Source organism: Nonomuraea sp. NPDC050783, assembly GCF_040802095.1.
Taxonomy (GTDB): domain Bacteria; phylum Actinomycetota; class Actinomycetes; order Streptosporangiales; family Streptosporangiaceae; genus Nonomuraea.
On sequence record NZ_JBFAHK010000037.1, the window covers coordinates 26409 to 51108 of the forward strand.

Sequence of the window (24700 nt, forward strand, 5' to 3'; positions counted from 1 at the left end):
GGAGACCGTACGACGTCATGGGCGCTACACTAACCACAACACAGGTCCTCAGACAACCTGAGAGGTTTCGATGCCGCTCGGCGCCCTCCGCCCCAGCCCGCTCGTCGAACAGGCCACCGAGCACCTGCGGGAGCAGATCACCCGGGGCGAGTGGCCGGTCGGCACCCGCCTGCCCGGCGAGAACGCCCTGGCCAAGGCGCTCGGCGTCGGCCGCTCCACGGTCCGCGAGGCGCTGCGGGCGCTCGCGGGGGCGGGCCTGGTGCAGGCCCGCCAGGGGTCGGGGGTGTACGTCATCGCGACCGAGCCCGCCGAGGACTGGCCGGCCCGGCTGCGGCGGGCCGCGATCACCGACGTGTACGAGGTCCGCGTGATGGTCGAGACCCAGGCCGCCCGGCTGGCGGCCGAGCGGCGGACCGAGGAGGACGTGGCGGCGCTGGAGGCCGCCCTGGCGGCCCGGCACGCGGCGGCCGCCGGCGATGACGCCGCCTTCGTGGACGCCGACATCGCGCTGCACGCGGCCGTCGTGGCGGCGGCCGGCAACCCGGTGCTGGCGGACCTGTTCGCCGAGTTCGCCCCGGTGCTGCGGGAACGGCTGATCGACCTGGTGGAGCTGCTGGGGCTGCGCGCCCGCGACCCCGACCCGGGGCACGCCACGCACGCCGCCCTGGTGGACGCCGTCCGGCGCGGCGACGGCGCGGCCGCCGAGGCCGTCCTGCGGGCCGAGCTCGAACACACGCTCACCCACCTCCGCCCCCGCCCGGACGCCTCCGCCGATCAGGCGTGAGAGGGCGCGGGGCGGGCCGGGTGGGTGCGGGGCGGGTCAGCCGGTGGGGCCGATGTCGGGGCGGGTGACGTCCTCGTCGGGGTCCGGGTCCTCCGGCTCGGGCGCGTCCATCTCCTCCGGCGGGTCGGCGGAGACCGGGCGGCGCGTCCTCGGCGTGCCGGCGCCGGAGCGCTCGGCCACCACGTCGCTCTCCCCGTTCACCCCTCCGACGGCCTCCGGCAGCTCATCGGGCTTCTCACTCATGGCCGTCCCCTGCCCGACGCGGGGCCTTGCTACCGTCCGGGGACGACGTCCGGCCGGAGGACCCGCCGCCCTGGCACCTGCCGGGCGGCGGCATCGACCCGGACGGGGACGTCAGGCGAGGGAGTGGTCGATTTCCTCGCGGGTGGGCATCGAGGTGCTGGCGCCCTCGCGTTGCACCGACAGCGCCGCCGCGGCGGCGGCGAAGCGCAGGGACTCGGCGACGGGGCGGCCTTCGGCGCGGGCCACGGCCAGAGCGCCCACGAACGTGTCCCCGGCGGCCGTCGTGTCCACCGCCTTGACCTCGACCGCGGGCACCCGCAGCCGCTCCCCCGACCGCGACCCGTACAGCGCGCCCGCCGAGCCGAGCGTGATCACGGCTTCGCCGACCCGGTCGAGCAGGGCGTCCAGGGCGGCGTCCGGGCCGGTGGCGCCGGTGATGGCGGCGGCCTCGTGCTCGTTGGGGACGATCATGGTGACCGCGTCCAGCAGCTCGTCCGGCAGCGGCTGGGCGGGGGCGGGGGTGAGGACGACCGGCACGCCGGCGGCCCGCCCGGCCCGGGCGGCGGCCACCACGGCCGGCATCGGCAGTTCGAGCTGGAGCAGCAGCGCCTCGGAGCCGGCGACGGCCGCCCGGTCGTCGTCCGTGAGGCCGGTGACGGTGCCGTTCGCGCCGGGGACGACGATGATCGAGTTGCCGCCGTCGTCGTCCACGACGATGTGCGCGATGCCGCTCGGGCCCGGCACCCGGCGCAGGCCGCGCACGTCCACCCCGGCCGCGGCCAGCGTGTCGCGCAGCTCGGCCCCGAACCCGTCGTCGCCGACCGCCCCCAGGAACGCCACCCGCGCCCCGGCCCGGGCGGCGGCGACGGCCTGGTTGGCGCCCTTGCCGCCGGGCACGGTGCGGAAACGGTGACCGGTGACCGTCTCGCCCCGCCCGGGGGCCCGGGAGACGTAGGCGACGAGGTCCATGTTGGCGCTGCCGAAAACCGAGATCATGGCTGCATCATCTCCCGAGTACGGCCCGCCAGCTCCACGAGGCTCACCCCGTCGAACCCGGTCAGGCTGCTGGCCAGGCTGTCGCGCAGGCGCCACCGCTCCGGCACGCTCCCGGCCAGCGCGCCCGCGATCGACCCTGCCGTGGCGCCCGCCGAGTCGGTGTCCCAGCCGGCGGCCACCGCTCCGGCGATCGTGGCGGTGAAGTCGCCCCGCCCGTGGACCAGGGCCGCGGCGACGAGGGCCGCGTTGTGGACGGTGTGCACCCAGTGCAGCGCGCCGTGCCGCTCGTGCAGCCGGTCCACGACGCGCTCGAAGTCCTCCTCGCGGGAGGCGTCGGCGATCGCCAGGCGCACGGCCTCGTGCAGGCGCGAGCCCGCCGGCACCACCGACAGCCCCGCCTCGACGACCTCCTCCGCGCTCCCGGCGACCAGCGAGGCCGCGCACATCGCGGCGGCGAACATGGCGCCGTAGAGGCCGTTCGCGGTGTGGGTGAGCCGGGCGTCGCGCCAGGCGTACGCGGCGGCCGTGGCCGGGTCGCCCGGGTTGACCCAGCCGTAGACGTCCGCCCTGATGAACGCGCCGATCCACTCCCTGAACGGGTTGCGCAGGCACGCGGTCGCCGGCGGCTCGACGCCGTCCAGCAGGTTGCGGTACGCCACCCGCTCGGCGGTGAACGTGCGCCCGGCCGGCAGCTCGTCCAGCCACAGCCTGGCCACGTCCTCGGTGGTGAAGCCGCGGCCGTGCCGCTCCAGCACGGACAGGGCCAGCAGCGGGTAGTTGAGGTCGTCGTCCTCGGGGACGCCGTCCACGTTCTCGGCCAGGGAGTTGGCGGCGCTGCGCCGGTTCCACGGCCAGCGGCGGGCGACGTCGTCCGGCAGGCCCCGCGCGGTGAACCAGCCGCGGATCGGCCAGTTGCCGGTGGCCTCGGCGATCTCCCTGATGCCCGCCCGCGGGATCTTCTCCACCGGTTTGCCGAGCACGCAGCCGGCCGCCCGCCCCTGCCAGGCCGCCAGCACCCGCTCGGGGTCGGCCTTCCCGCCCGGCCGGGCGGCGGGCCAGCGGGGGCAGGCGGCGACGATCGCGTCCAGCTCCGACGGCTCGTCGAGGAGGGACGGAATCGCGGCCAGCTCGTCCAGCAGCTCCCCGGCCAGGCCGCGCAGCCGGGCCGCGCCCGGTTCGGAGGCGCCGGCGCGCGGCGGGGCGTCGTGCCCGCCGGCCGCGTGCCAGCGCCCGGCGATCCCCCGCACCCGGGCGGGGTCGCGGCCGTCCTCGGCGGCCTGGCGCAGCTCGTGCCCGACCAGGTCCTCGGGCTGGACCCAGGTCAGGCGGATCACGCGTGCTCCAGCTCGGCGAAGGCGGCCTCGGCGGCCCGCCGCCGCTCGGCGTCGGCGGCGCGCACCCGGCGCGCGACCGCGGCGATGGCGCGGCCGGGGGCGACCAGGTCGGTACGGCTGGCCGCCCCCACCCGCCGCACCCATTCCGCCGGCACGGCCTGGAGCCCGCCGAGCGCGCCCGCGATGGCGCCGCCCATGGAGGCGATGGAGTCGGCGTCGCGCCCGTAGTTGACGCCGCCCAGCACGGTGTCCCGGTAGTCACCCTTGGCGATCACCAGGAAGGCGAGCGCCAGCGGCAGCTCCTCGATGCTGTGCACGCGGCTCGGCCGCCGCGCGCCGAGGCCCTGGTCGCGGTAGGTGTCGGCGACCGTGTCGTAGGGGCGCATCGCGGCCCGCAGCGTCTCGAACGAGCCCTCCCAGTGGCCGAGCCCGGCGGCGGCCTCGCAGACCGCCTCGATGGCGGCCCTGGTGCCGTCCTTGGCCAGGCGCAGGCAGGCGGCCACCACGGAGTCGGCGGTGGCGCCCGGCCGCATCGCCTCGGCGACGGCGGCGGCCATGACGCCGGCCGCCTCCCGGCCGTAGCTGGACTGGTGGGCGCCGGTCAGGTCGATGGCCTCGGCGTAGGCGGCGTCGGGGTCGGCGGCGTTGACGACGCCGACGGGCGCGACGTACATGGCGGCGCCGCAGTTGACGATGTTGCCGACGCCGGCCTCGCGCGGATCGACGTGGCCGTAGTGCAGCCGGGCCACGATCCACTTCTCGGCCAGGAAGACGCGCTGCAACGGCAGCGCCTCGGCCTCCAGCTCGGGGATCCAGCGCCGCTCGCCCATCAGCTCGGGCACGAGGTGCTCGGCCACGGCGTAGGCGTCGAGGTGGCGGCCGGCCTTCTCGTAGACGCGGATCAGCGCGTGCGTCATGAGGGTGTCGTCGGTGATGTGGCCGTCGCCCTTGTGGTACGGGGCGATCGGGCGGGCGTTGCGCCAGTCCTCGTTGTACGGCGGCACGATCCCCTCGACCCGCCCGCCGTAACGCGCGACGATCTGCTCCGGCGTCCAGCCCTCGGTGGCGCCGCCCAGCGCGTCGCCGACCGCCGCCCCCGCCACGCAGCCGGTCGCCCTGTCCTCAAGCGGCGTCATGCTCTTTCCTCCGTAAGGTCGATGAGATCCTGGCCCGCCAGGTGCGGCAGGCAACAACCGGCCAGCGTACGGGCCGAGGCGGTCCACCCCTCCGGGATCGCCTCGAAGCCGCCGCAGGCCCCCGTGAGCGCGCCGGTCAGCGCGGGTGCCGAGTCGGCCAGCGCGGCCAGGCAGGCCGCCGCGGGCACGGCCCTGGTCAGGTCGCCGCCGGCGGCCACGGCCAGGGCCAGCGCCGCGGGCACTGTCTGGGCGGCGCCCACGCCGTAGCTGTAGACGTGGTCGAGCAGCGCCGCGTCCAGGGCGGGCACGGCGGCGAACGCGTCGCCCGCCCGCTCGGCCGCCGACAGCGCCGCGCGGGCGTTGTGCCCGATGGCGGTGTCGGCGGGCAGGTGCTCCAGCGCCGCCGCCACCGCCCGGGTCACGTCGCCGCCCGCCACGGCCGCGGCCACGGCGGCGGCCATCGCCCGCGCGCCGAGCACGCCGTCGCCGGCGTTGGTGACCAGGGCGTCGTCCTCGGGGTCCCTCCCCAGGACCCCGAACGCGACCGCCCGGACCGCGGCGGCGTCGTCGAAGTGGTGCGGGTTGTCGTGCCCGGACGCGGGCGGCTCGACGCCCCTGGCCAGGTTGTCCAGCGCGGTCCGCACCGAGATGCGCGCCCGCACGTCCTGGCCGGCCAGCTCGCGGAAGGCCGCCGCGCGGGGCCGGTCGGCGGTCAGCAGCGTCCAGGCGAGCCATTCGGCGTCGTCCGACGGGCCGGCGGCCAGGGGCGCGGTCGGCTGGTTGAGCGCGAACGGCACCGGCAGCGTGGTGACCCGGTGCTCCTCGGCGAAGGCGTCCAGCTCGCGGTGGAGCCGCCTGCTCCAGGGGGCGTGCAGGGCCGCGCGGTGGCGGCTCGCGGGCCAGCCCGCGGCGTCACCGACGGCCAGCCCGATGACGGCCCCCCTGATCCTGTCCCCCCTGATCCTGTCCCCCGACATGGCGTCTACCGTCCTTCCACCAGTTCGTCGGCGAGTCCGTCGGCGAGTTCGTCGGCGGCGTCCAGGACGTGCCTGCCCGCCACCACCGGCAGGCACGTGCCGGTGACGGGGGCGATCCTGGCGGCCCAGCGGGCGGGCACGCCGGCCTCGCCCCGCAGGGCGCCGCTGACCGCGCCGGCGATGGCGCCGATGGTGTCGGCGTCCCTGCCGAGGCTCACCGCGAACGTCACCGCCGCCTCCACCTCGCCGCCGCCCGCCAGGAACGCCGCCAGCGCCAGGGCGACGGCCTCCGGCGCGAGGTCGGTCCACGGGTAGTGCCGCACGACCACGGCCTCGTGCAGCGCCTCCACCAGCCCGTCCTCCCCGGCCGGTCCGGTCGTCCCGCCCTGCGGGGCGCGGGTGACGACGTCGCGGGCGCGGCGGACGGCGCGCGCGGTCCACGAGTCGTCCGGGACGACCGACAGCGCGGCGCGCACCACGTCCTCGGGCGCGGCGCCGGTCATGGCGGCGGCCACGGCGCCGGCGACCGCGCGCCCGCCGAGTATGCCCTCGCCGGACCCGCTCACCAGCCCGTCCTGCTCCACCAGCCGGGCCGCCTCCGCCGGGTCGCCCGGGCAGAAGATCCCGTACGGGGCGGCGCGCATGGCCAGCCCGTCCGACCAGCCGTGGGAGTGCACCCGCCCGGTCAGCGGCGGCTCCAGGCCGCGTCGAAGCGCTTCGATGGTGCCCAGCTCGGAGAAGCCGGCGCCGCGCATCGGCCCGGTCACCCGCGGGATGATCTCGTCGCGGTAGGCGGCGGCCACCAGCGCGGCGGTCAGCCCGTGGCCGTGCCGCCGCAGCAGGGAGGCGGCGAAGACGGCGTACTCGGTGTCGTCGGTGCCCCCGCCCTCGATCTCGGTGAGCCGCCCCCACCGCCGCCGGATCTCGGCGGGGGTGAGGTTCTCGGCGGGGGCCCCGAGGGCGTCGCCGGCCGCCAGGCCGAGCAGGCACCCCCGGGCCCGATCCCGGTAGGAGGTCACCGCTGGTACCGCTCCAGCACCGCGTTGCCCTGCTCGACGAGCCGCTTGGCCGCCTCGTCGAGGGTGATCTTGTTGCCGAAGTACTCCTGCAGCACCGGCGTGGCGACCTTGGTCTTCCACTCGTCGAACCCGTTCACCTTGAGGAACGGCGCCACGACGAGGTTCTTGGCGGAGGCGGTGGCCACGTCCCAGCCGTTCTCCTTGGTGGTCATCGCCGGGTCGGCGGCGGCCGTCTGGGAGGTCGGCAGCAGCCAGTCGCCCTTGGCGAGCTTGGCCTGGTTGGCCCCGTTGAGGAAGTAGGCGATGAACTTCAGCGCCTCGTCCGGGTGCTTGCTGTCCTGGGCGACGGACAACGTCTGCGAGACCGCGCCCTGCTGGGCGCTGGTGCCCTTCGGGCCGGGCAGGGTGACCCACTCGAAGCCGTCGGGCGCCTGCTCGGCGACCTGCTGGCGCAGGAACACCCCGGCCGGCAGCATCGCGAACTTGCCCTTGTAGAAGGCCGGCAGCGGGTCGGCGGTGCCCTGGCCGAGCGCGGCCGGGTCGGCGGACTTGTCGGTCCAGAGCTGGTCGTGGATGCGCTGGAGCACCTCGCGCTCCTGCGGGCCGACCTTGACGGTGGTCTTGCCGTCGGCGGTCTGGAAGAACGTGCCGCCGAAGTTGAGCGCCAGGTTGAGGGTCTTGTTGACCGGCGACTTCATGGCCCAGGCGACGCCGAACGTGTCACCCTTGGTCATCTTCTTGGCCGCCGCGGAGAACTCGTCCCACGTCCACGGGTCGTCGGGGGTGGGAACGCGGGCCCCGGAGGCGTCCAGCAGCTTCTTGTTGGCGATGATGACCTGCGACTCCTGCAGGAACGGCACGCCGTAGACGCCCTGGCCGCCCTTGCCGTCGCCGAAGGTGACGGTGTCCCAGGCCGCCTGCGGGATGTCGCTCTTCAGCTCGGCGGGCACCTTGTCCTTGAGGTCGAGCAGGTAGCCGTCGGCGGCGAAGCCGGACAGCGCGGGCGAGTCGTTGTGGATGACGTCGGGCGCGGTGCCGCCGGCGAACTGGGTGACGAGCTGGTCGTTGACGTTGTCCCAGCTCCCCTGGACGTAGGTGACCTGGATGTTCGGGTTGGCCTTGTTCCACTCGTCCACGATCTGCTTGTTCGCGGCGACGGATTCCTTCTGCCACGCCAGGCTGAGGAAATTGATCTTGACCGGCTCGCCGGAGGAGGACGACGACGAGGAGGACCCGCCGCCACCTCCCCCGCTGCCGCACGCGCCGGCGAGCGCCACGATGGCGGCCGCCGCCAGAGCGGACCTGATACGCATGTGAGCCTCCTAGCCCTTGACGGCGCCGGCCATCAGGCCGGACTTCAGTCGCCGCTGGATGATTGCGAAGAAGATCAGACTCGGGATCGTCGCCATGAGCGACGCCGCGGCCAGCGGCCCGAGCCTGGCCACCCCCTCGGGGCCGGTGAAGCGCACCAGCGTGAGGGGAAGCGTCATGACGTCGGGGTTCTGCAGGATGACGAGGGCGAACATGAACTCGTTCCAGGACGAGATGAACGCGAACAGCAGCGTGGCCACCACGCCCGGCGCCAGCAGCGGCGCGACGACCGAGGCGATCGAGCGCAGCCGGGTCGCGCCGTCCACGGCCGCGGCCTCCTCCAGCTCGGGCGGCACCGCCCGTACGTAGCCCTGCAACATCCACAACGCGAACGGCAGCGTGAACGTCACGTGCACGACCACCAGGCCGGGCAGCGTGTTCACCAGGTCCAGGTCCCGCAGGATCATGAAGAGCGGGATGATGATCAGGATGAACGGGAACACCTGGCTGACCAGCACCCAGCCGATCGCGATCTTGTTGACCAGGCCGCGGTAGCGGGCCATGGCGTAGGCGGCGGGCAGCGAGATCAGCACCGTGATCAGGCTGGCGGCCAGCGCCACGCCGAGGCTGCGCGCCGCCGCGCCCACCAGGTCCTGCTCGCCGAAGGCGTCGGCGAAGTTGGCGAGGGTCGGCTCGCGCGGGATCCAGGTCGGGTCGGCCAGCGCCATCTCCTGCGGCGTCTTCAGCGCCGTGGACAGCAGCCAGAGCAGCGGGAAGGCCAGGAAGACGACGTACGCGGCGAGCGCGACGTACTGCGGGAAGCGTCTCATCGGGTCTCCCTCAGCTGGCGCCACAGGTACAGTCCGAGCGCCGCCAGCACGACGATCGCCATGGCGAGGCCGAGCATCGAGGCGTAGCCGGCGAACCGGTAGCGGAAGGCCTCCTCGTAGGCGAACAACATCGGCAGCCGCGTCTGCCCGCCCGGCCCGCCCTGGGTGAGCACGTAGACCAGGCCGAACTGGTTGATGTTCCACACGAAGTCGAGCGAGGTGATCGCCACGATCACCGGGCGGAGCTGCGGCAGCGTGATGTTCCAGAAGCGCCGCCAGCGGCCCGCGCCGTCCACCTCGCCGGCCTCGTACAGCTCGCGCGGGACGCCCTGGAGGCCGGCCAGCAGCACGACCGTGGTCTGCGGCATGCCGGTCCAGACGCCGACCACGATGATCGCGGGCAGCGCGAGCGAGAAGTCGGCCAGCCAGTTGACGTGCGTGCCGAGCAGGCCGTTGAGGATGCCGGCGTCGGGGTGGTAGACGAGCTTCCACATCAGGCCGATGACGACCGGGGGCATCGCCCACGGCACCACGGCCAGCACGCGGGCCACGCCGCGGAAGCGCAGGTTCTCGTTGAGCAGCAGCGCCAGGCCGAGCGCGGCCAGGAACTGCAGCCCGGTCACCGAGACGGCCCAGATCATGCCGATGCGGAAGGAGGACCAGAAGTCCTCGGCGGTCAGCAGCTCGGTCAGGTTCTCCAGGCCGATGAAGCTGGTCTCGTGGTTGCGGGTGTTGCGGGCGTCGGTGAAGGCCAGGCCGATGCCGTACAGCAGCGGGCCGACGCTGAACAGCAGCACCGGCACCAGCGCGGGCAGCATGAGCAGCCACATCTCGCGGGTCTGCCGGGACACGCGCCGGGGGCGGGCGTGCGGGCGCCGGGGCGGCGCGGGCCTGGTCGCGGTCGCGGTCATGCCCCGCTCCCCTCGGCCCGGTCGCCGCTCTCCCCGGCCCGGTCGCCGCTCTCCCCGGTCCGGTCGCCGCTCCCTGCGGCGCGGTGACCCTCGCCGAGCGTGGAGGCGCGCACCACGAGCCGGGGCGCGACGGTGACCAGGCGGGGCTCGCGCTCGCCGCCCTGGAGCCGGTCGAGCAGCAGCTCGGCGGCGGCCCTGCCGCGCTCGGCCGAGCCGAGCGAGACGCTGGTGAGCGCGGGCCAGGAGGCGGCGGCCAGGTCGGTGTCGTCCATGCCGACCACGGCCACGTCCTCCGGCACCCGGCGGCCGGCGCCGCGCAGCACGTCCAGCGCGCCGAGCGCGATCAGGTCGTTGGCGCACATGAGCGCGTCCACGTCGGGGCGGCGGGCCAGCAGCTCGGCGACCGCGCGGCGCCCCTCGGGACGGTAGAAGTCACCGATCTCCACCAGCTCCTCCTCGTAGGGCAGGCCCAGGTCCTCCAGCGCCTCCCGGTAGGCGGCCCCGCGGGCGGCGCCGGGCACGGTGTCGAGCGGGCCGTTGACCAGGGCGATCCGGCGCCGGCCGAGCGCGTGCAGGTGGCCGATCGCGAGCCGGACGCCGGTGCGGGAGTCGGCGCGCACGTTGTCCACGCGGGTGCCCTCGGGCACCTGGCCGATGATCACGACCGGGGCGCGGGCGGCGGCCAGCATCTCCAGGTGGGCGTCGGTGACCCGCAGGGGGCTCATGATGAGGCCGTCCACGTACCGCTCGCCCAGGCTGTGCAGCACGTCGATCTCGTCGGCCACGACGGCGTCGGTGGAGTGCAGCACGAGGCGGTACCCGGCGGCCTTCAGCACCGGCTGGATCTCGCGCAGCATCGCCAGGTAGGCGGGGTTGCCGACGTCGGCCATGGCGAAGGCGACCTGGTGGGTGCGGCGGGACTTGAGCGACCTGGCCACGGCGTTGCGCACGTAGCCGAGCTCGTCGGCGGCCGCCATCACCTTGCGCACGGTCTCCTGCCGGGTCGGCAGGCCGTTCAGCACCCGCGAGACGGAGGCGATCGAGACACCGGCGCGCGCGGCGATCGTGTTGATCGTGGGTCCGTCGGCCAAGGCAGTCCTTCCATCGGTGTAAACGTTTACGATCTTCTTTCTGTAAACGTTTACGGTGTGGGGGCCATGAAACCGGGGCGTAACGTACAGGTCAAGTCACGATCGCGTAACACGCGACTCCAGGAACCTTCCCCGAGCTCCGGGCGTTTCCCATGTGCCGGTTCCCCTGCGTAAGGAAGACCATGAGCCTAGGACTCCCGGAGCTCGTCCAATTACTGGTGACCGCCGTCCTGGTGTTCGCCGTGGTCCAACTGGTGATCCGCCTCCGCCGGAAGTAGCGCCGCACCGGCCCGCTCAGTCGCGGGCCGGCTCCGGGATCGGGGCCGGCGCCTGGGGCGACAGGCCCGTGAGGGAGCGGATGGCCGGGGAGCCGGCGAGGGCGACCACGGCGGCCAGCGCCGCCGGGATGATCAGCGCGACCGGCAGCGAGGCCGCGTCCGCCACGTAACCCAGCACGGCGGGCCCGAGCAGCAGCCCGCTGTAGCCGAAGGCGGTGACCATGGCCAGGGCGCGCCCGACCCGCCCGCCGGCCGCCCCGACGGCGCTGAACAGCACCGGCACCACGGTGGCCAGCCCCACGCCGGTCAGCGCCCAGCCGGTCCACGCGCACGCCACCCGCGCGCCCTCGGGGACGAGCGGCGAGAGCAGGACGAGCCCGTACCCGGCGGTGGCGAGCAGCCCGGCGAGCCGGATCGTGCGCACGGACCCGAGCCGGGCCCGGATCGGGTCGCCCAGCAGCCGCACGGTGGTCATGGCGACGGAGAAGATCGTGTACGCCAGCGGCGCCGCCGCCGGACCGGTCTCCAGGACCCACCGAGCGTGCAGCGCCGCCCAGTCGATGGCCGCGCCCTCGCTGAGGTGCCCGGCGAAGGCGGCCAGCCCGAGCAGCGCGATGAGCCCCCACGTCAGCGAGGCGCCGCCCGCGCCGCCGCTCCCACCCCTGCCCTCCGCTCCGTGCCCGGCCGGCGCGGCGGGCAGCAGCAGCCGCGCCGCCGGCAGGTACAGCAGCGCCACCACCACGGCCGCCGTGACCAGCACGAGTTGCGGGTCCACCCCGATCCGCAGGAACAGCGAGGTCAGCGCGCCCCCGGCGGCCCCGCCGAGGCTCCAGGTGCCGTGGAAGGCCGAGATGACCGGCCGGCCGTAGGCGCGCTCGACCTCGACGGAGTGGGCGTTCATGGCGACCTCGCAGGCCCCGAGCCCGGCCCCGAACACCACCGCGCACGCCGCCAGCGTCCAGTACGACGGCGCCAGCGCGGGCCCGAGCAGCACCAGGCTGGACAGCGGCCCGGCCACCCAGCAGATCCGGCGGCTGCCGTAGCGATCCACCAGCGGCCCGGCCGCCAGCATCGACACCAGCGCGCCGCCGGAGATCAGCAGCAGGACGGTGCCGAGCAGGCGCGGGCCGAGGTCGAGCCGGTCGTTGAGCGACGGCAGCCCAGCCGCCCATAGGCCCATCACAAGACCGGCGAAGAAGAAGAATCCGAAAACTCCGGCACGAGCACGTCGAGCGGTTACGGGGATTTTGTTCACGCCTAGAGCATAAACTGTCCTCCGTGAACGGAGCCACGACGAGCGGCGAACTACGCGCGCACAACCGGTCCAGGCTGCTGCGCGCCGTGCACGACTGCGGAGCCGCCCGCACCCGCTCCCAGCTCACCCGGGAGCTCGGCCTGGCGCGCGGCACCGCGTCGGTGCTGGTCGCGGGGCTGGTGGAGGACGAGCTGCTGCACGAGGCGCCCGCCGCCGAGCACGGCCGGGGCCGCCCGACCCAGGTGCCGGGCCCGCATCCGCGCGGCCCGCTGGCGCTGGCGGCCGACGTGCGCGAGGACGCCTGGGAGCTGGCGGCCTGCGAGCTGGGCGGGCGGGCCACGGTGCTGGCGGTGCGCCCGCACGACGGCACCCCGGAGGGCGCGCTCGGCACGCTGGGCGCGGCCCTCGCCGCCGAGCGGGGCCGGCTCGGCCACCGGGTGATCGGGACGGGCGTGGCGCTGGCCGGCCCGGTCCGCCACGGCGGCCTGGTGGACATCGCCCATCTCGGCTGGCGCTCGGTGGACGTGCCGCGCCTGCTGGGCGCGGGCCGGGAGCCGCCGCTGCCCGCCGGGGAGGTGTTCGTGGGCAACGACACCGCCTTCGCGGCGCTGGCGGAGGCCAGGCGCGGGCGGCTGCGCGGCGTGCGGGTGGGCCTGCACCTGCACGTGGACTTCGACCCCGGCGGCGTGCTGGTCGTGGACGGCCGCCCGCTCGGCGGCGCCACCGGCTCCGGGGCGGAGTTCGGCCACATGCCGCTCATCGGCGGCGAGCGGCCCTGCCCGTGCGGCGCGATCGGCTGCTGGAGCATGGAGGTCGGCGCCAACGCCCTGTTGCGCCACGCCGGCCTGGAGCACGGCGGCGGCCGGGGCCGCGCGCAGGCCGAGCACGTGCTGGCCACCAGCCGGGAGGCGGTGGCCGCCAACGCCGCCGCCCTCGGCCGGGGCATCGCCGCCCTGGTCAACGCGCACGACCCGGAGGCGGTCACGCTCTCGGGCCACGGCGCCGAGCTGTACGAGCGGGCGGGCGAGGCCCTGCGGGCGGCCTGCGAGCCGTACCTGATGGCCATCCGCCGCGAGCGCCCGCCCAGGATCGAGGGCTCGGCGCTCGGCTGGCGCGGCGCGCTGCTCGGGGCGATGGAGTCGGTCTTCGACGCCTTCCTGACCCCCGGGGGACTGGAGTGCTGGCGGCGGAACCACGCTGACCAGGGCCGCGACACGCCCGATACGCGAAATGTGATGAATTCCACGTCGCCGGCGGAAAACCCGCTGTAGGGCACCCCTGACGGGCCCGGTCAGGCGATCTTGGCAAGGCCCGGCACGCCCCGGTTCCCACGGCGGGGCCCGATGCGCGGAACAATCGTGATCAGGCCCGCGGATCCCGCCCGCGCGACCGGGGGTTCCCGCCCCCGCCGGCGCCCCGGGCGCGGCGATCGGGCCACGGCCGCGCACAGAACCGGAGAATCGGGCGTTTTCCCAGCTCACAGCCGGTGTGGCGGCCCTCTCTCCGGCCCGCGTCCCCGGTGGCGGGCAGGCCGTCGCGGGCCCGCGCCCGGCGGGGCCGGGAACGGTGCCGCCGGCGGGCCGGGCGGGCGCCCGTCGCGGGCGGCGTACCGCCGCGGCCGGGCCCCGGCGGAGGGGGCCGCGCGGCCGGCGGCGCGGGGGCCGGCGGGGGTGCTCCCGCCCGGGTGCCGGAGGCCCGGCGCGACGGCCCGATCGGCCCCGCGAAGGCGTTGAGCGGGCGCTTTCCGCAAACAAGAGCCCTCCGCATCCGCCATGATTAGCCACTGCACCACGGGTAACAAAGACCCGAACGTCAACTCCCCGAGGAGAGATACAGAGATGGCACTTCCCACTCTCACCCCCGAGCAGCGGCAGGCGGCTCTGGCGAAGGCCGCCGAGGCCCGCGCCGCCCGCACGGCTCTGCTCGCCAAGGTCAAGGCCGGCGAGCTGACCTTCTCGCAGCTCCTGGAGCGCGACGACGACATCGCCAAGAAGATCAAGGTGTCGCAGGCGCTGCGCGCGGTCAAGGGCGTCGGCCCGGCCAAGGCCAACGCGCTGATGGAGGAGGCCGGCGTCGACGAGAAGCGCCGCCTCGGCGGTCTGGGCGCCCAGCAGCGCAAGAAGCTGGTCGAGGCGCTCGGCTAATCAAGGGCGGCCAGGTCCGCGCGCGGCGCCGCGCGGACCGGCCAGCAACCCCTCGATCAGGCCGTGGAGGGGCCGGAAGAGCGGCGAGCCGCCCCGCTCTTCATCCGGCGGGCCGGCCGAGGGGGGCGAGCGGCGCAGGCGGCCTCAGGACCGCAGGTAGGCCAGGACGGCCAGCACCCGCCGATGCTGGTCGGCGTCCTCCGCGTACAGGCCGAGCTTGCTGAAGATGCTCCTGATGTGCTTCTCCACCGCTCCGTCGCTGATCACGAGCTGCCGCCCGATGGCCGGATTCGACTTCCCCTCGGCCATCAGCCCGAGCACCTCGCGCTCGCGCGGCGTGAGCTGCGCCAGCGGGTCGTCCTTGCGCCTGCGCACCATCAGCTGGGACACCACCTGCGGATCGAACACGGTCCCGCCCGCCGCGACCCGCCGCAGGCCCTCCAGGAACTCGTCCACGTCGACGACCCGGTCCTTCAGCAGGTAGCCGACCGCTCCCCGGGCGTCGGCCAGCAGGTCGTCGGCGTAGGAGACCTCGACGTACTGGGACAGGATGAGCACCGGCGCGCCCGGCACCCGCCGCCGCGCCTCGACCGCCGCCCTGAGCCCCTCGTCGGTGAACGACGGCGGCATCCGCACGTCCACCACCGACACGTCGGGCTTGTGCTCGGCGATCGCCTCCACCAGGCCGTCGCCGTCGCCGACGGTGGCCACCACCTCGAAGCCGAACTCCTCCAGCAGCCTGACCAGGCCCTCCCTGATCAGGACCGCGTCATCGGCCACGACTACCCGCACGGCACCTCCGCCACGATCAACGTCGGCCCGCCGTCCGGCGACTGTACGGTCAGCTCCCCGTCCACGGCGCGGAGCCGGTCGGCCAGCCCGGCGAGACCGTGTCCCTTGGCGACGTTCGCGCCGCCGACCCCATCATCCCCGATCGTGAGCATGAGGACGTCACCGAGGCGCTGGAGCTGGATCGTGCAGACGGTGGCGCGGCTGTGCTTGGCCACGTTGGTGAGGGACTCGGCGCAGACGAAGTACAGGGCGTTCTCGACGGCCGCCTGGTAGCGCTCGACGGTCTGCACGTCGAGGTCCACCGGGACGGTCGAGCGGCCGGCCAGGGCGGCCAGTGCGGGCGCCAGCCCCCGGTCGGACAGGATCGGCGGGGCGATGCCGCGCGAGAGCGCGCGCAGCTCGTCGAGCGTCTCGCGGGTGGCGGTGATCGCGGACTTGATCGTGACCGAGGCCCCCTCGGGGTCCTTGGCGAGCTGGCGCTGGGCCCTGGACAGCTCCATCGCCAGCGAGACCAGCCGCTGCTGCGGCCCGTCGTGGATGTCGCGCTCCAGCTTGCGCAGGGCGTTGGCCTCGGCGGAGACGGCGGCGGCGCGGCCCTCGGTCAGGTCGCTGATGCGCTCCTGCAGCTCGGCGACGCCGGTCAGCAGCGCCCGGCCGAGCGAGGCGCGCAGCAGCGCGGACCCGCGCACCATGAACGGCATGAGCACCGAGAACACCAGGCCGAGCATGAGGTAGAAGGCCGAGTTGACGAGGTAGCCGCTGCCGAGGCCGAGCAGCTCGGGCAGCTCCGTGTTGCCGGGGATGCGCGAGGTGACGAGCCCGTAGAGGGGGTAGGTCAGCCCGGCCAGCGGCACCGCCCAGAACACCACGGTCAGCACGAACGACACGATCGCGATCGGGAAGTTGAGTATGCCGTGCAGCAGGTCGAGCCAGGACTGGCCGCTGGTGATGGGGTTGACCAGGCGGCGGAAGCGGCCCGCGCCGGGCGGGGCCTGCTTGTAACGCGGCCGCACGGGCGGCCGGGCCAGCACGTCGGACAACCAGCCGCGCTCCGCGTCGGCGAAGCCGCGCGCGACCATGAGCGTGCCGGCCAGCAGCGGCACGCCGACCCACACGACCACGGTGCCGAGACCGGCGGCGAGGCCGGCGACCATGAGCACGAAGGCGATGACGGCGGTGGGGAAGCCGACCAGCGTGTAGCGGGTGTCGAGGAGGACCCGTCTCATCAGGGAGCGCATGGTCATCACGCTAGGACCTCCGCCGGGGTGTGACGAGCAGGTGTTCAGGTGTGCGGGGGTAGGGCTGACCCTACCCCCGGCAGTGGTGCGATCTTGACCTGGAGACGGCGGCTCGCGGCAGTGTGCCGGGCGGCCCGCGACGGGAGCCTGGACGGTGTCGGCTTCCCCCTGAATCGAGGCTTGTCATGACCGTCCTGCTGGACCGCCCGGCCGCGCCCGCCGTGGTCGCGCCCGCCGTGGTCGCGCCGCGCCCGCCCGCGGCCCCGCGCCCCGCCGCCCGGGACCCGTTCATCGATCTGCTGCGGGTGCTGGGCATGGCGCTCATCGTGTTCCAGCACTGGACGATCCCCGTGCTGTCGTACGACGGGGCGCGGCTGACGACGGGCAACGCCCTGGCCACGCCCGGCGTGTGGGTGGTGACCTGGCTGAGCCAGGTGATGCCGCTGGTGTTCTTCGCGGGCGGCGCGGCGAACGCGATCAGCTTCGCCCGCGCCCGCGAGGGGGCGCCGCGCTGGCTGGCGGTGCGGCTGCGGCGGCTGGCCTGGCCGCTGCTGCCGCTGGCGGCGGTGTGGATCCCGCTCCCCCAGGTGCTGCTGGCGGCCGGCGTGCCCGAGCAGCCGCTGCGGGTGGGGGCGCAGCTCACCGGGCAGCTCCTGTGGTTCCTGGCCGTCTACCTGGTCGCGGTGGTGGCCACGCCGTACGCGCTGCGCCTGCACGAGCGGTTCGGCTGGGCGGTGCCGGCGGCGCTGGCGGCCGGGGCGGTGCTGACCGACGTGGCGCGCTTCGCCACCGGCCTCGACGCGGCGGGGTACCTGAACGTGGTGTTCGTCTGGCTGGCGGTGCACCAGCTCGGTTTCTTCTACGCCGGCGGGCGGCTGCGCCGGCCGTGGGCGCTGGCGGCCGGCGGGTTCGGGGCGGCGGCGCTGCTGGTGGCCCTCGGCCCGTACCCGGGCAGCATGATCGGGCTGCCGGGCGCCGAGATGTCGAACATGGCGCCGCCCACGCTGGCCATGCTGGCCGTGGGCCTCGGGCAGATCGGGCTGGCGGCGCTGCTGCGGCCGTGGCTGGTGCGGCTGCCGGTCCGGCGGCTGCTGGCGTGGGCCGGGCCGCGGATCATGACGGTGTACCTGTGGCACATGCCGGCCCTGTTCGCGGTCACCGGCGTGGTCGTGGTGCTGCTGCGGGTGGACACCCCGGCGCCGGGCAGCGCGTTCTGGCTGGCCGGATGGCCGATCTGGTTCGGGTCGTTGTGCCTGGTGATGTGGCCGCTGACGCGGGTGTTCGCCCGGTTCGAGACGCCGCCCGCGCTGCCCTACGGCGCGGCCGGGCGGGGCGCCATGCTGGCCGCGGCGGCGCTGGTCGGCGCCGGGGTGCTGACGCTGACCGCAGGCGGGTTCGCGCCCGGGCCGTGGCCGTTCCTGGCCCTGCTGGCGGTGCTCGGCGGGCTGCTGCTGACCGCGCCGCGGGTCCGGTCGTGGGCCGTTTCCTGACCCGGGAGGCCCGGAACGGTTCGACCACAGGGCAAACTTCGGCAGGATAGGAGGCGTGAGCCTTCTCGTTGACCGCCTGCCCGAAGAGATCGACGCCGAGCCGGACGCCATCTTCGACGCGTTCGCCGCCTGGAACACCGAACGCGGGCTCACCCTCTATCCCGCTCAGGAGGAGGCGCTCATCGAGGTCGTCTCCGGCAGCAACCTGATCCTGGCCACGCCGACGGGCTCGGGCAAGTCGCTGGTGGCCGCCGGGGCGCACTTCACGGCGCTCACCCGCGACCAGCGCACCTTCTACACCGCGCCGATCAAGGCGCTGGTGTCGGAGAAGTTCTTCGACCTGTGCGCGATCTTCGGCACCGACAACGTCGGCATGATGACCGGCGACGCCAGCGTCAACCCGGGCGCGCCGATCATCTGCTGCACCGCCGAGATCCTGGCCAACGTGGCGCTGCGCGATGGCGCGCAGGCCGACATCGGCCAGGTCGTCATGGACGAGTTCCACTTCTACGCCGAGCCCGACCGCGGCTGGGCCTGGCAGGTGCCGCTGCTGGAGCTGCCGCACGTGCAGTTCGTGCTGATGTCGGCGACGCTCGGCGACGTCACCATGTTCGAGCGCGACCTCACCCGGCGCACCGGCCGGCCGACGGCCGTGGTCAAGCACGCCGAGCGGCCCGTCCCGCTGGTCTACTCCTACCGGATGACGCCGCTGCACGAGACGCTGGAGGAGATGCTCGGCACCGGCCAGGCGCCGGTCTACGTCGTGCACTTCACGCAGGCCGCGGCCATGGAGCGGGCCCAGGCGCTGATGTCGATCAACATGGCGACCAAGGCCGAGAAGGAGGCCATCGCCGCGATGATCGGCGGCTTCCGCTTCACCACCCGCTTCGGCCGGGCGCTGTCGCGGCTGGTGCGCCACGGCATCGGCGTCCACCACGCGGGCATGCTGCCGAAGTACCGCCGCCTGGTCGAGCGGCTGGCCCAGGCGGGCCTGCTCAAGGTCATCTGCGGCACCGACACCCTGGGCGTCGGCGTCAACGTGCCGATCCGCACGGTGCTGTTCACCGCGCTGTCGAAGTACGACGGCACCAAGGTGCGCCGGCTGCGGGCCCGCGAGTTCCACCAGATCGCCGGCCGCGCCGGGCGGGCGGGCTTCGACACGATCGGCTACGTTGCCTGCCAGGCCCCCGAGCACGAGATCGAGAACGCCCGCGCCCTCGCCAAGATCGGCGACGACCCGAAGCGGCGGCGCGGCTACGCCCGCAAGAAGCCGCCGGAGGGCTTCGTCGGCTGGAGCGAGGAGACCTTCCAGAAGTTGCAGGAGGCCGAGCCCGAGCCGCTGCAGTCGCGGTTCAAGGTCACCAACGCGATGCTGCTGGCCGTCATCAACCGGCCCGGCGACTGCTTCCAGGCGATGAAGCACCTGCTCACCGACAACCACGAGGACCGCAAGTGGCAGCGCCGGCACATCAGCCAGGCCATCGCCATCTACCGGTCGCTGCTGGCCGGCGGCATCGTGCAGCAGTTCAAGGAGCCCGACGAGCAGGGCCGCAGGGCCCGGCTGACGATCGAGCTGCAGGAGGACTTCGCGCTCAACCAGGCGCTGTCGACGTTCGCGCTGGCGGCCTTCGACCTGCTCGACCGCGAGTCGCCGTCGTACGCGCTGGACATGGTCTCGATCGTGGAGTCCATCCTCGACGATCCGCGCCCGATCCTGTCGGCGCAGCTCAAGAAGGCCAGGGGCGAGGCCGTCGCGCAGATGAAGGCCGACGGCATCGAGTACGAGGAGCGCATGGAGCACCTCGCCGAGGTCATGTACCCGATGCCGCTGGAGGACCTGCTGCTCGGCGCGTACGAGACCTACCGGCGCGGCCACCCGTGGGTCGCCGACTACACCGTCAGCCCGAAGTCGGTGGTGCGCGACATGTTCGAGCGCGCCATGACCTTCAGCGAGTACATCCAGTTCTACGAGCTGGCCCGCTCGGAGGGCACGGTGCTGCGCTACCTGGCCGACGCCTACCGCACGCTGTCGCGCACGGTGCCCGAGCACCTCAAGACCGACGACCTGGTCGACCTCATCGAGTGGCTGGGCGAGCTGGTGCGCCAGGTCGACTCGTCGCTGATCGACGAGTGGGAGAAGCTGGCCAACCCGGCCGAGGCGCTGGAGAAGCAGCAGGAGCTGGAGGCGCGGGTGCGGCCGGTCACCGGCAACCCGCGGGCCTTCCGGGTGCTGGTGCGCAACGCCATGTTCCGGCTGGTCGAGCTGTGCGCGCTGGAGAAGGAGGAGGAGCTGGCGGAGCTGGCCCCCGACGTGGACTGGGGCGCGGCGCTGGACGCCTACTACGCCGACCACGAGGAGATCCTCACCGACGCCGACGCGCGCGGGCCCGCGCTGCTGCACATCGAGGAGGAGCAGGGCCTGTGGAAGGTGCGCCAGACGGTCAAGGACCCGGCGGGCGACCGCGACTGGGGCATCGACGCCCAGGTGGACCTGGCCGCGTCCGACGAGGAGGGCCGGGCCGTGCTGCACGTGCAGGGGCTCAACCGGCTGTAGGCGGATGACAAGCCGTGTGCCGGAACGGACTGGCAAGGGCGTCCCGGCACACGCCTGTCTGATTCAGTGTCTTCCGTACGACGTCAGCGTCATGTCATGACTACGTCGCAAGATCGTGACATATCCCGCGACGGCAGGCGGCCGCCAGGACGGGAGCCGCGAGCATGGGACAAAATTGCCGGAATGAGTGACGAAGAGATCAGACGCGTCCTCGGGCTGCTCTACCAGGACGACACGGTGCGCACCTTCGCCCGCCTGGTGCTCGGCGAGACCGGCGGGCTCTCCCCCGAGGCGTTGCGGAAGCTGGCGGCCGGCGGGCTGGCCGCGTGCGACGAGAACGGGAAGTGGCGGGCCGCGCCCGAGCGGTTCAGGGAGCTGCTGCGGGCGCGCGCGGAGCCGGCCGAGGAGCTGAGCGACGAGGAGCGGGTGCTGCGCACGTTCCTGGTGGACGGGCGGCTGACGACGCTGGCGATGCGCCGCGACAAGCGGCTGGTGGTGCTGCGGCACATCGCCCGCCTGTTCGAGCCCGGGGTGCGCTATCCGGAGAAGGACGTCAACGTGACGTTGCGGGCCTTCCACGACGACTACGCGGCCCTGCGCCGCTACCTGATCGACGAGGGGCTGCTGTCGCGGGAGGGCAACGTCTACTGGCGCAGCGGCGGCCCCGTGGAGGTCTAGCGCCGGGGTCCCGCGCAGGAGTCCCGCGCAGGGGTCCCGCGCAGGAGTCCCGCGCGGGGGCTCAGCGCAGGGGTTCAGCGCAGGTTGGCCGTCCAGGCGTTCAGCGTGGCCTGCCACCGCTCCGGGTCCTCGGGGCGGCCGGGGACGCCGGGGCGGGTCTGCCAGGGCAGCGGGCCCGTCGCGCGCCGGTACTCCACGCCGAGCGCGTCCAGCCGGGGCAGGTGCGCGGCCAGCCGCCGCCGGAAGTCCGCCAGGTCCCGGCCCGCCGGGCTCCACACCGTCTCGGCGAAGGCGGCCAGCCGCGGGAAGGCCATGTAGTCCACCCCGCGGCCGGAGTCGATCAGCTCGGTCCAGATCCCGGCCTGCGCGCCGAGCACGCGCTCCGCGGCCGGCTCGCCGCGCAGCTCCGCCGGGACGGGCTCGAAGGCGTAGACGTCCTCCAGCGTCAGCACGGTGCCGAACGGCACCGGCTCCTCCTCCCCCGGCGCCTGCCGGTAGTCCAGGTAGAGGCTGGTGTTGGAGCAGTTGACGACGTCGTGGCCGCGCCGCGCAGCGGCCACCGCGCCGAACTCGCCGCGCCAGGACGCGACCACCGCGCCGGGCGCCAGGCCGCCCTCCAGGATCTCGTCCCAGCCGACCAGGCGGCGGCCGCGCTCGCCCAGCCAGTCGGCGAAGCGGCGGATGAACCAGCTCTGCAGCTCCTCCTCGTCACGCAGCCCCAGCTCGGCCATGCGGCGCCGCGCCGCCGGGCTGGCCCGCCACTGGTCCTTGCGGCACTCGTCGCCGCCGACGCACACGTACGGGGCGGGGAACAGCTCCAGCACCTCCTCCAGCACGTCCTGGAAGAAGGCGATGGTGCTCTCCTCGACGTTGAGCACGTTCACGCCGATGCCCCACGTGGTGCGCACCTCCAGCGGCGTGCCGAGGTTGCCCAGCTCGGGGTAGGCGGCGATGGCGGCCTGGGTGTGGCCGGGCAGGTCGATCTCGGGGACGACCATGACGTTGCGGCGGGCGGCGTAGGCGACGATCTCCCTGAGGTCGTCCTGGGTGTAGTAGCCGCCGTGCGGGCGGCCGTCCGGGGGGCCGTTCCAGCCGGTCTGGCTCTCCCGGCGCCAGGAGCCGACCTCGGTGAGCCGGGGGTGGCGCCGGATCTCGATCCGCCAGCCCTGGTCGTCGGTGAGGTGCAGGTGCAGCACGTTCAGCTTGTGCAGGGCCAGCAGGTCGATGAAGCGCAGCACCTCGTGCTTGGGCAGGAAGTGCCGGGCGACGTCCAGCAGGCAGCCGCGCCAGGGGAAGCGGGGGGCGTCCTCGACGTACGCGCCGGGCACCGCGTACGGCCCGGCCGCGGCGGCCCGCCGGAAGGCGGCGGCGGGCAGGAGCTGCCGGAAGGTCTGCGCGCCGTAGAACGCCCCGGCGGGCCCGCCCGCCACGATGTCGGCCCGCCCGGGGCCGACGGTCAGCCGGTAGCCCTCGGGCGGCAGGTCGCCGAGCCCGAGGGTGATCGTTCCCGAGCCCGGCCCCGGCAGCAGCTCGCCGCCCGTGACGGGGGCGAGCTCGGCGCGCAGCCAGGCGGCCGTGCCGCTCAGCGCCGGGTCGGCGGCGAGCGCGGTCCGGTCGTCGAGGATGAACGAGCCCGGCCTGGGCTCGTGCGTGACGGGCTTGGGAACGATCATGAAAGGGGAACTCCCTACTCGCAGGTGATGGCGGCGTCGGCGAAGTCGGCGTGGTCGGAGGTGGCGTTGTCGCCGCCGTTGGTGGCCACCAGCCGGACGTGGCGGGCGCCGGTGACGTCCGCGGTGACCCGGCGGGCGGGCATGGCGCCGGTGAGCAGGCCGGAGTAGGCCACCCGGCCGCCGTCGGCCCACACCTCGAAGCCCGCGGAGCCGGCCGCGCCCACCTCGTCGTCGATGCCGGCCTGGAACTCGACCGTCGTGCAGCGCCCGCCGGTGTAGAACTCGATGTCGGCGGGGGCGTGCGTGCCGAGGCCCTTGGCGAAGCGCACGCCCTCGACGGTCAGCGGGCGGCCGTCGCCGGCGGCGCGCTCGCCGTTGCTGGCGTCCCTCTCGACCGGGCCGAAGTAGTTGCTCGCCCTGGTCCAGGCCAGGTCGCTGAGGAAGGTACGGCCGGCGCCCGGGGCGGTCGCGACGGCGACGACGGCCGTGGCGCGCTGCCCGGCCGCCTCGAAGGCCAGCTCGTACGTGCCCGGCGCGGTCCCGGCCGGCGGGGTGACCGCCCAGGTGACGGTGAAGGCGTCACCCCCGGCGAGGCGGCCGGTCCCCGCCGGGGTGCGGGCGGTGACCTGCCAGCCCTGCGGCACGCTCGCGGCCTTGACCGTGACGTCGCGCAGGCTCGCGGTGGCGCCGGTGTTCGTGACGCGGGTGACCAGCTCGCCCGCCTTGCCGGGCTCCAGGGTGGTGGGCCGGTCCTCGCCGGGCGCCTTCGCCGGGTCGGCCTCGAACGTCACCAGCGGCGGCGCCCCGTCGCGGCGCCCGGCGACCCGGTAGAGCACGGCGGCGTGCGCGGGCACCTGGGCCGCCAGCTTCCCCGTCGTGGTCGCCACGGCGCCGGTCCACAGGTCCTCGACCCGCCAGCGGCCGGAGCCGAGGGACCACGGGATCGTGGCGGCGCGGTCGCTCTCGTTGAACAGCGCGATCGCCCGGTCGCCGCCCGCGAGCGGCTTGTCCAGCACGTGGTACCAGCCGTCGCTCCTGGCCAGGCGGGCGTGCGCGCCCAGCTCGTCCTGATCCACCGCGACCACCTCGGGGTCGGCGACGATCGCGGGCGGCGCGGCGGCCGGGTCGGCCTGGAGGATCAGCGGGGCCGCGCCCATCGCCCAGAGGGTGACCTGGGTGCGGTACTCGGTGCCGGTCATGCCACCGCGACCGGCCTGGAGGAGGTCGGGGTCGGCGTAGCTGCCGCCGCCCGCGTACTCGGCCCTGAGCTGGTTGGTCTCCCAGATGTCGACCATGCTCGCGTAGGCGTCGGGGATGGGGCGGTTGTAGACGTTGGTGCGCCAGGTGGTGGCCCCGGCGTCCTTGCCCCACAACCACGGGACGGTGCTGCCGTCCTCGTTGTTCATCGCGAACACCACGCCGTCGCCGAGGGCGGCGCGCATGCGCGGGTAGAGGGTCTGGGCGATCTGCTGGACGTTCTGGCCGGGGAAGTCGGCGGTGGGGACGGAGCACCAGTCGTACTTGACGTAGTCCACGCCCCATTCCCGGACGCGGGCGGCGTCGGCGGCCTCGCTCTTGTACGACCCGGGCCCGCCGCCCGCGCAGGCCCGGGTGCCGGCGGACAGGGCCAGGCCCAGCTTGAGCCCCTTGCCGTGCAGGTACCCGGCCAGCGCCGGGATGCCGCCGGGGAAGCGGGCCGGGTCGGGGACGAGCACGCCGTCCGCGCGCTGCGGGGCGAGCCAGCAGTCGTCGAGGATGACGTACCGGTAGCCGAGCGGGGCGAGGGGGGCCAGGGCGTCGGCGGCCTTGCGGACCGACGCCTCTGAGACCGTGCAGCCGAGCGAGCGGCTGCTCCAGCCCATCGGCGGGAGGGCGGCGCCGGCCGCGGCCGAGGGGCCGGATAACGGGATGAGGGGCAGGCTGAGGAGGGCCGCCGCGGCGGCGGCCGGGAGGATGCGCATGGGGG

At 74.6% G+C, this 24700-nt stretch carries 21 protein-coding genes; 6 read left to right on the top strand and 15 right to left on the bottom strand.

Going from position 1 to position 24700, the window contains the following annotated elements; all coding sequences use genetic code 11:
- Nucleotides 1–70: 70 nt before the first annotated feature.
- Entirely contained in the window at nt 71–784 is a 714-nt protein-coding gene (locus AB0H75_RS46820; protein WP_367807907.1) for a FadR/GntR family transcriptional regulator, read from the top strand.
- Nucleotides 785–820: 36 nt separating this feature from the next.
- Here AB0H75_RS46820 and AB0H75_RS46825 read toward each other — a convergent pair whose 3' ends face one another.
- The 11 genes from AB0H75_RS46825 to AB0H75_RS46875 form a co-directional block, all read right to left on the bottom strand.
- Nucleotides 821–1027, bottom strand: coding sequence for a hypothetical protein (locus AB0H75_RS46825; protein ID WP_367807909.1), 207 nt, complete (start codon nt 1025–1027; stop codon nt 821–823).
- Nucleotides 1028–1138: 111 nt separating this feature from the next.
- Nucleotides 1139–2023 carry a ribokinase gene (rbsK, locus tag AB0H75_RS46830; RefSeq protein ID WP_367807911.1) on the bottom strand — a complete coding sequence of 295 codons (885 nt, stop codon included), beginning with the start codon at nt 2021–2023 and terminating at the stop codon, nt 1139–1141.
- On the bottom strand, nt 2020–3357 hold the full coding sequence (locus AB0H75_RS46835; protein WP_367807913.1) for an ADP-ribosylglycohydrolase family protein: 1338 nt from the start codon (nt 3355–3357) through the stop codon (nt 2020–2022). The genes rbsK and AB0H75_RS46835 overlap by 4 nt, the downstream gene beginning before the upstream one ends.
- Nucleotides 3354–4493: an ADP-ribosylglycohydrolase family protein gene (locus AB0H75_RS46840; protein ID WP_367807915.1), complete on the bottom strand. Its 1140-nt coding sequence runs from the start codon at nt 4491–4493 to the stop codon at nt 3354–3356. The genes AB0H75_RS46835 and AB0H75_RS46840 overlap by 4 nt, the downstream gene beginning before the upstream one ends.
- Nucleotides 4490–5470 carry an ADP-ribosylglycohydrolase family protein gene (locus tag AB0H75_RS46845; RefSeq protein ID WP_367807917.1) on the bottom strand — a complete coding sequence of 327 codons (981 nt, stop codon included), beginning with the start codon at nt 5468–5470 and terminating at the stop codon, nt 4490–4492. Before AB0H75_RS46845 ends, AB0H75_RS46840 begins: the two co-directional genes overlap by 4 nt.
- A 5-nt stretch (nt 5471–5475) precedes the next feature.
- Nucleotides 5476–6489, bottom strand: a complete 1014-nt coding sequence (locus AB0H75_RS46850; protein WP_367807919.1) for an ADP-ribosylglycohydrolase family protein — start codon at nt 6487–6489, stop codon at nt 5476–5478.
- Nucleotides 6486–7802: a sugar ABC transporter substrate-binding protein gene (locus AB0H75_RS46855; RefSeq protein ID WP_367807921.1), complete on the bottom strand. Its 1317-nt coding sequence runs from the start codon at nt 7800–7802 to the stop codon at nt 6486–6488. The genes AB0H75_RS46850 and AB0H75_RS46855 overlap by 4 nt, the downstream gene beginning before the upstream one ends.
- A gap of 9 nt (nt 7803–7811) precedes the next feature.
- Complete coding sequence (locus AB0H75_RS46860; protein WP_367807923.1) at nt 7812–8630, bottom strand: carbohydrate ABC transporter permease; 819 nt, start codon at nt 8628–8630, stop codon at nt 7812–7814.
- Nucleotides 8627–9541 carry a carbohydrate ABC transporter permease gene (locus tag AB0H75_RS46865; RefSeq protein WP_367807925.1) on the bottom strand — a complete coding sequence of 305 codons (915 nt, stop codon included), beginning with the start codon at nt 9539–9541 and terminating at the stop codon, nt 8627–8629. The genes AB0H75_RS46860 and AB0H75_RS46865 overlap by 4 nt, the downstream gene beginning before the upstream one ends.
- The gene (locus tag AB0H75_RS46870; protein ID WP_367807927.1) at nt 9538–10632 is read right to left on the bottom strand and encodes a LacI family DNA-binding transcriptional regulator; all 1095 of its coding nucleotides are present in this window, start codon (nt 10630–10632) and stop codon (nt 9538–9540) included. Before AB0H75_RS46870 ends, AB0H75_RS46865 begins: the two co-directional genes overlap by 4 nt.
- 294 nt (nt 10633–10926) lie before the next feature.
- Nucleotides 10927–12165 carry an MFS transporter gene (locus AB0H75_RS46875; protein WP_367807929.1) on the bottom strand — a complete coding sequence of 413 codons (1239 nt, stop codon included), beginning with the start codon at nt 12163–12165 and terminating at the stop codon, nt 10927–10929.
- Nucleotides 12166–12188: 23 nt separating this feature from the next.
- Between AB0H75_RS46875 and AB0H75_RS46880 the strand changes: the two genes are divergently transcribed.
- Nucleotides 12189–13436 carry an ROK family protein gene (locus AB0H75_RS46880; RefSeq protein WP_367807931.1) on the top strand — a complete coding sequence of 416 codons (1248 nt, stop codon included), beginning with the start codon at nt 12189–12191 and terminating at the stop codon, nt 13434–13436.
- A 567-nt stretch (nt 13437–14003) separates the two neighbouring features.
- The gene (gene mihF / locus AB0H75_RS46885; RefSeq protein WP_367807933.1) at nt 14004–14309 is read left to right on the top strand and encodes an integration host factor, actinobacterial type; all 306 of its coding nucleotides are present in this window, start codon (nt 14004–14006) and stop codon (nt 14307–14309) included.
- Nucleotides 14310–14453: 144 nt separating this feature from the next.
- Here mihF and AB0H75_RS46890 read toward each other — a convergent pair whose 3' ends face one another.
- Nucleotides 14454–15101, bottom strand: coding sequence for a response regulator (locus tag AB0H75_RS46890; protein ID WP_367807935.1), 648 nt, complete (start codon nt 15099–15101; stop codon nt 14454–14456).
- Nucleotides 15092–16327 (bottom strand): sensor histidine kinase, encoded by a 1236-nt coding sequence (locus AB0H75_RS46895; protein WP_367807937.1) that lies wholly within the window; start codon nt 16325–16327, stop codon nt 15092–15094. Before AB0H75_RS46895 ends, AB0H75_RS46890 begins: the two co-directional genes overlap by 10 nt.
- A gap of 197 nt (nt 16328–16524) precedes the next feature.
- Here AB0H75_RS46895 and AB0H75_RS46900 point away from each other — a divergent pair, with 197 nt between their 5' ends.
- The 3 genes from AB0H75_RS46900 (at nt 16525) to AB0H75_RS46910 (ending at nt 21061) form a co-directional block, all read left to right on the top strand.
- Nucleotides 16525–17829, top strand: coding sequence for an acyltransferase (locus AB0H75_RS46900; RefSeq protein WP_367807939.1), 1305 nt, complete (start codon nt 16525–16527; stop codon nt 17827–17829).
- A 46-nt stretch (nt 17830–17875) separates the two neighbouring features.
- Nucleotides 17876–20383, top strand: coding sequence for a DEAD/DEAH box helicase (locus AB0H75_RS46905; RefSeq protein ID WP_367807973.1), 2508 nt, complete (start codon nt 17876–17878; stop codon nt 20381–20383).
- 183 nt (nt 20384–20566) lie between these two features.
- Nucleotides 20567–21061 (top strand): DUF2087 domain-containing protein, encoded by a 495-nt coding sequence (locus tag AB0H75_RS46910; RefSeq protein ID WP_367807941.1) that lies wholly within the window; start codon nt 20567–20569, stop codon nt 21059–21061.
- A gap of 74 nt (nt 21062–21135) precedes the next feature.
- On the opposite strand, the gene AB0H75_RS46915 is transcribed toward AB0H75_RS46910, so the two are convergent.
- Together AB0H75_RS46915 and AB0H75_RS46920 are read right to left on the bottom strand one after the other, a co-directional pair.
- Nucleotides 21136–22734, bottom strand: coding sequence for a beta-N-acetylhexosaminidase (locus tag AB0H75_RS46915; RefSeq protein ID WP_367807943.1), 1599 nt, complete (start codon nt 22732–22734; stop codon nt 21136–21138).
- Nucleotides 22735–22748: 14 nt separating this feature from the next.
- A complete protein-coding gene (locus AB0H75_RS46920) occupies nt 22749–24695 on the bottom strand; it encodes an NPCBM/NEW2 domain-containing protein (RefSeq protein WP_367807945.1) in 1947 nt (648 codons plus the stop codon).
- Between the last annotated feature and the right edge of the window lie 5 nt (nt 24696–24700).

Excerpts from the sequence above, each read along its gene's own strand:
- AB0H75_RS46820 (WP_367807907.1), top strand. The coding sequence starts at position 71 with ATGCCGCTCGGCGCCCTCCGCCCCAGCCCGCTCGTCGAACAGGCCACC.
- AB0H75_RS46825 (WP_367807909.1), bottom strand. The coding sequence starts at position 1,027 with ATGAGTGAGAAGCCCGATGAGCTGCCGGAGGCCGTCGGAGGGGTGAAC.
- rbsK (WP_367807911.1), bottom strand. The coding sequence starts at position 2,023 with ATGATCTCGGTTTTCGGCAGCGCCAACATGGACCTCGTCGCCTACGTC.
- AB0H75_RS46840 (WP_367807915.1), bottom strand. The coding sequence starts at position 4,493 with ATGACGCCGCTTGAGGACAGGGCGACCGGCTGCGTGGCGGGGGCGGCG.
- AB0H75_RS46845 (WP_367807917.1), bottom strand. The coding sequence starts at position 5,470 with ATGTCGGGGGACAGGATCAGGGGGGACAGGATCAGGGGGGCCGTCATC.
- AB0H75_RS46855 (WP_367807921.1), bottom strand. The coding sequence starts at position 7,802 with ATGCGTATCAGGTCCGCTCTGGCGGCGGCCGCCATCGTGGCGCTCGCC.
- AB0H75_RS46860 (WP_367807923.1), bottom strand. The coding sequence starts at position 8,630 with ATGAGACGCTTCCCGCAGTACGTCGCGCTCGCCGCGTACGTCGTCTTC.
- AB0H75_RS46865 (WP_367807925.1), bottom strand. The coding sequence starts at position 9,541 with ATGACCGCGACCGCGACCAGGCCCGCGCCGCCCCGGCGCCCGCACGCC.
- mihF (WP_367807933.1), top strand. The coding sequence starts at position 14,004 with ATGGCACTTCCCACTCTCACCCCCGAGCAGCGGCAGGCGGCTCTGGCG.
- AB0H75_RS46895 (WP_367807937.1), bottom strand. The coding sequence starts at position 16,327 with ATGAGACGGGTCCTCCTCGACACCCGCTACACGCTGGTCGGCTTCCCC.
- AB0H75_RS46900 (WP_367807939.1), top strand. The coding sequence starts at position 16,525 with ATGACCGTCCTGCTGGACCGCCCGGCCGCGCCCGCCGTGGTCGCGCCC.
- AB0H75_RS46910 (WP_367807941.1), top strand. The coding sequence starts at position 20,567 with ATGAGTGACGAAGAGATCAGACGCGTCCTCGGGCTGCTCTACCAGGAC.
- AB0H75_RS46915 (WP_367807943.1), bottom strand. The coding sequence starts at position 22,734 with ATGATCGTTCCCAAGCCCGTCACGCACGAGCCCAGGCCGGGCTCGTTC.
- AB0H75_RS46920 (WP_367807945.1), bottom strand. The coding sequence starts at position 24,695 with ATGCGCATCCTCCCGGCCGCCGCCGCGGCGGCCCTCCTCAGCCTGCCC.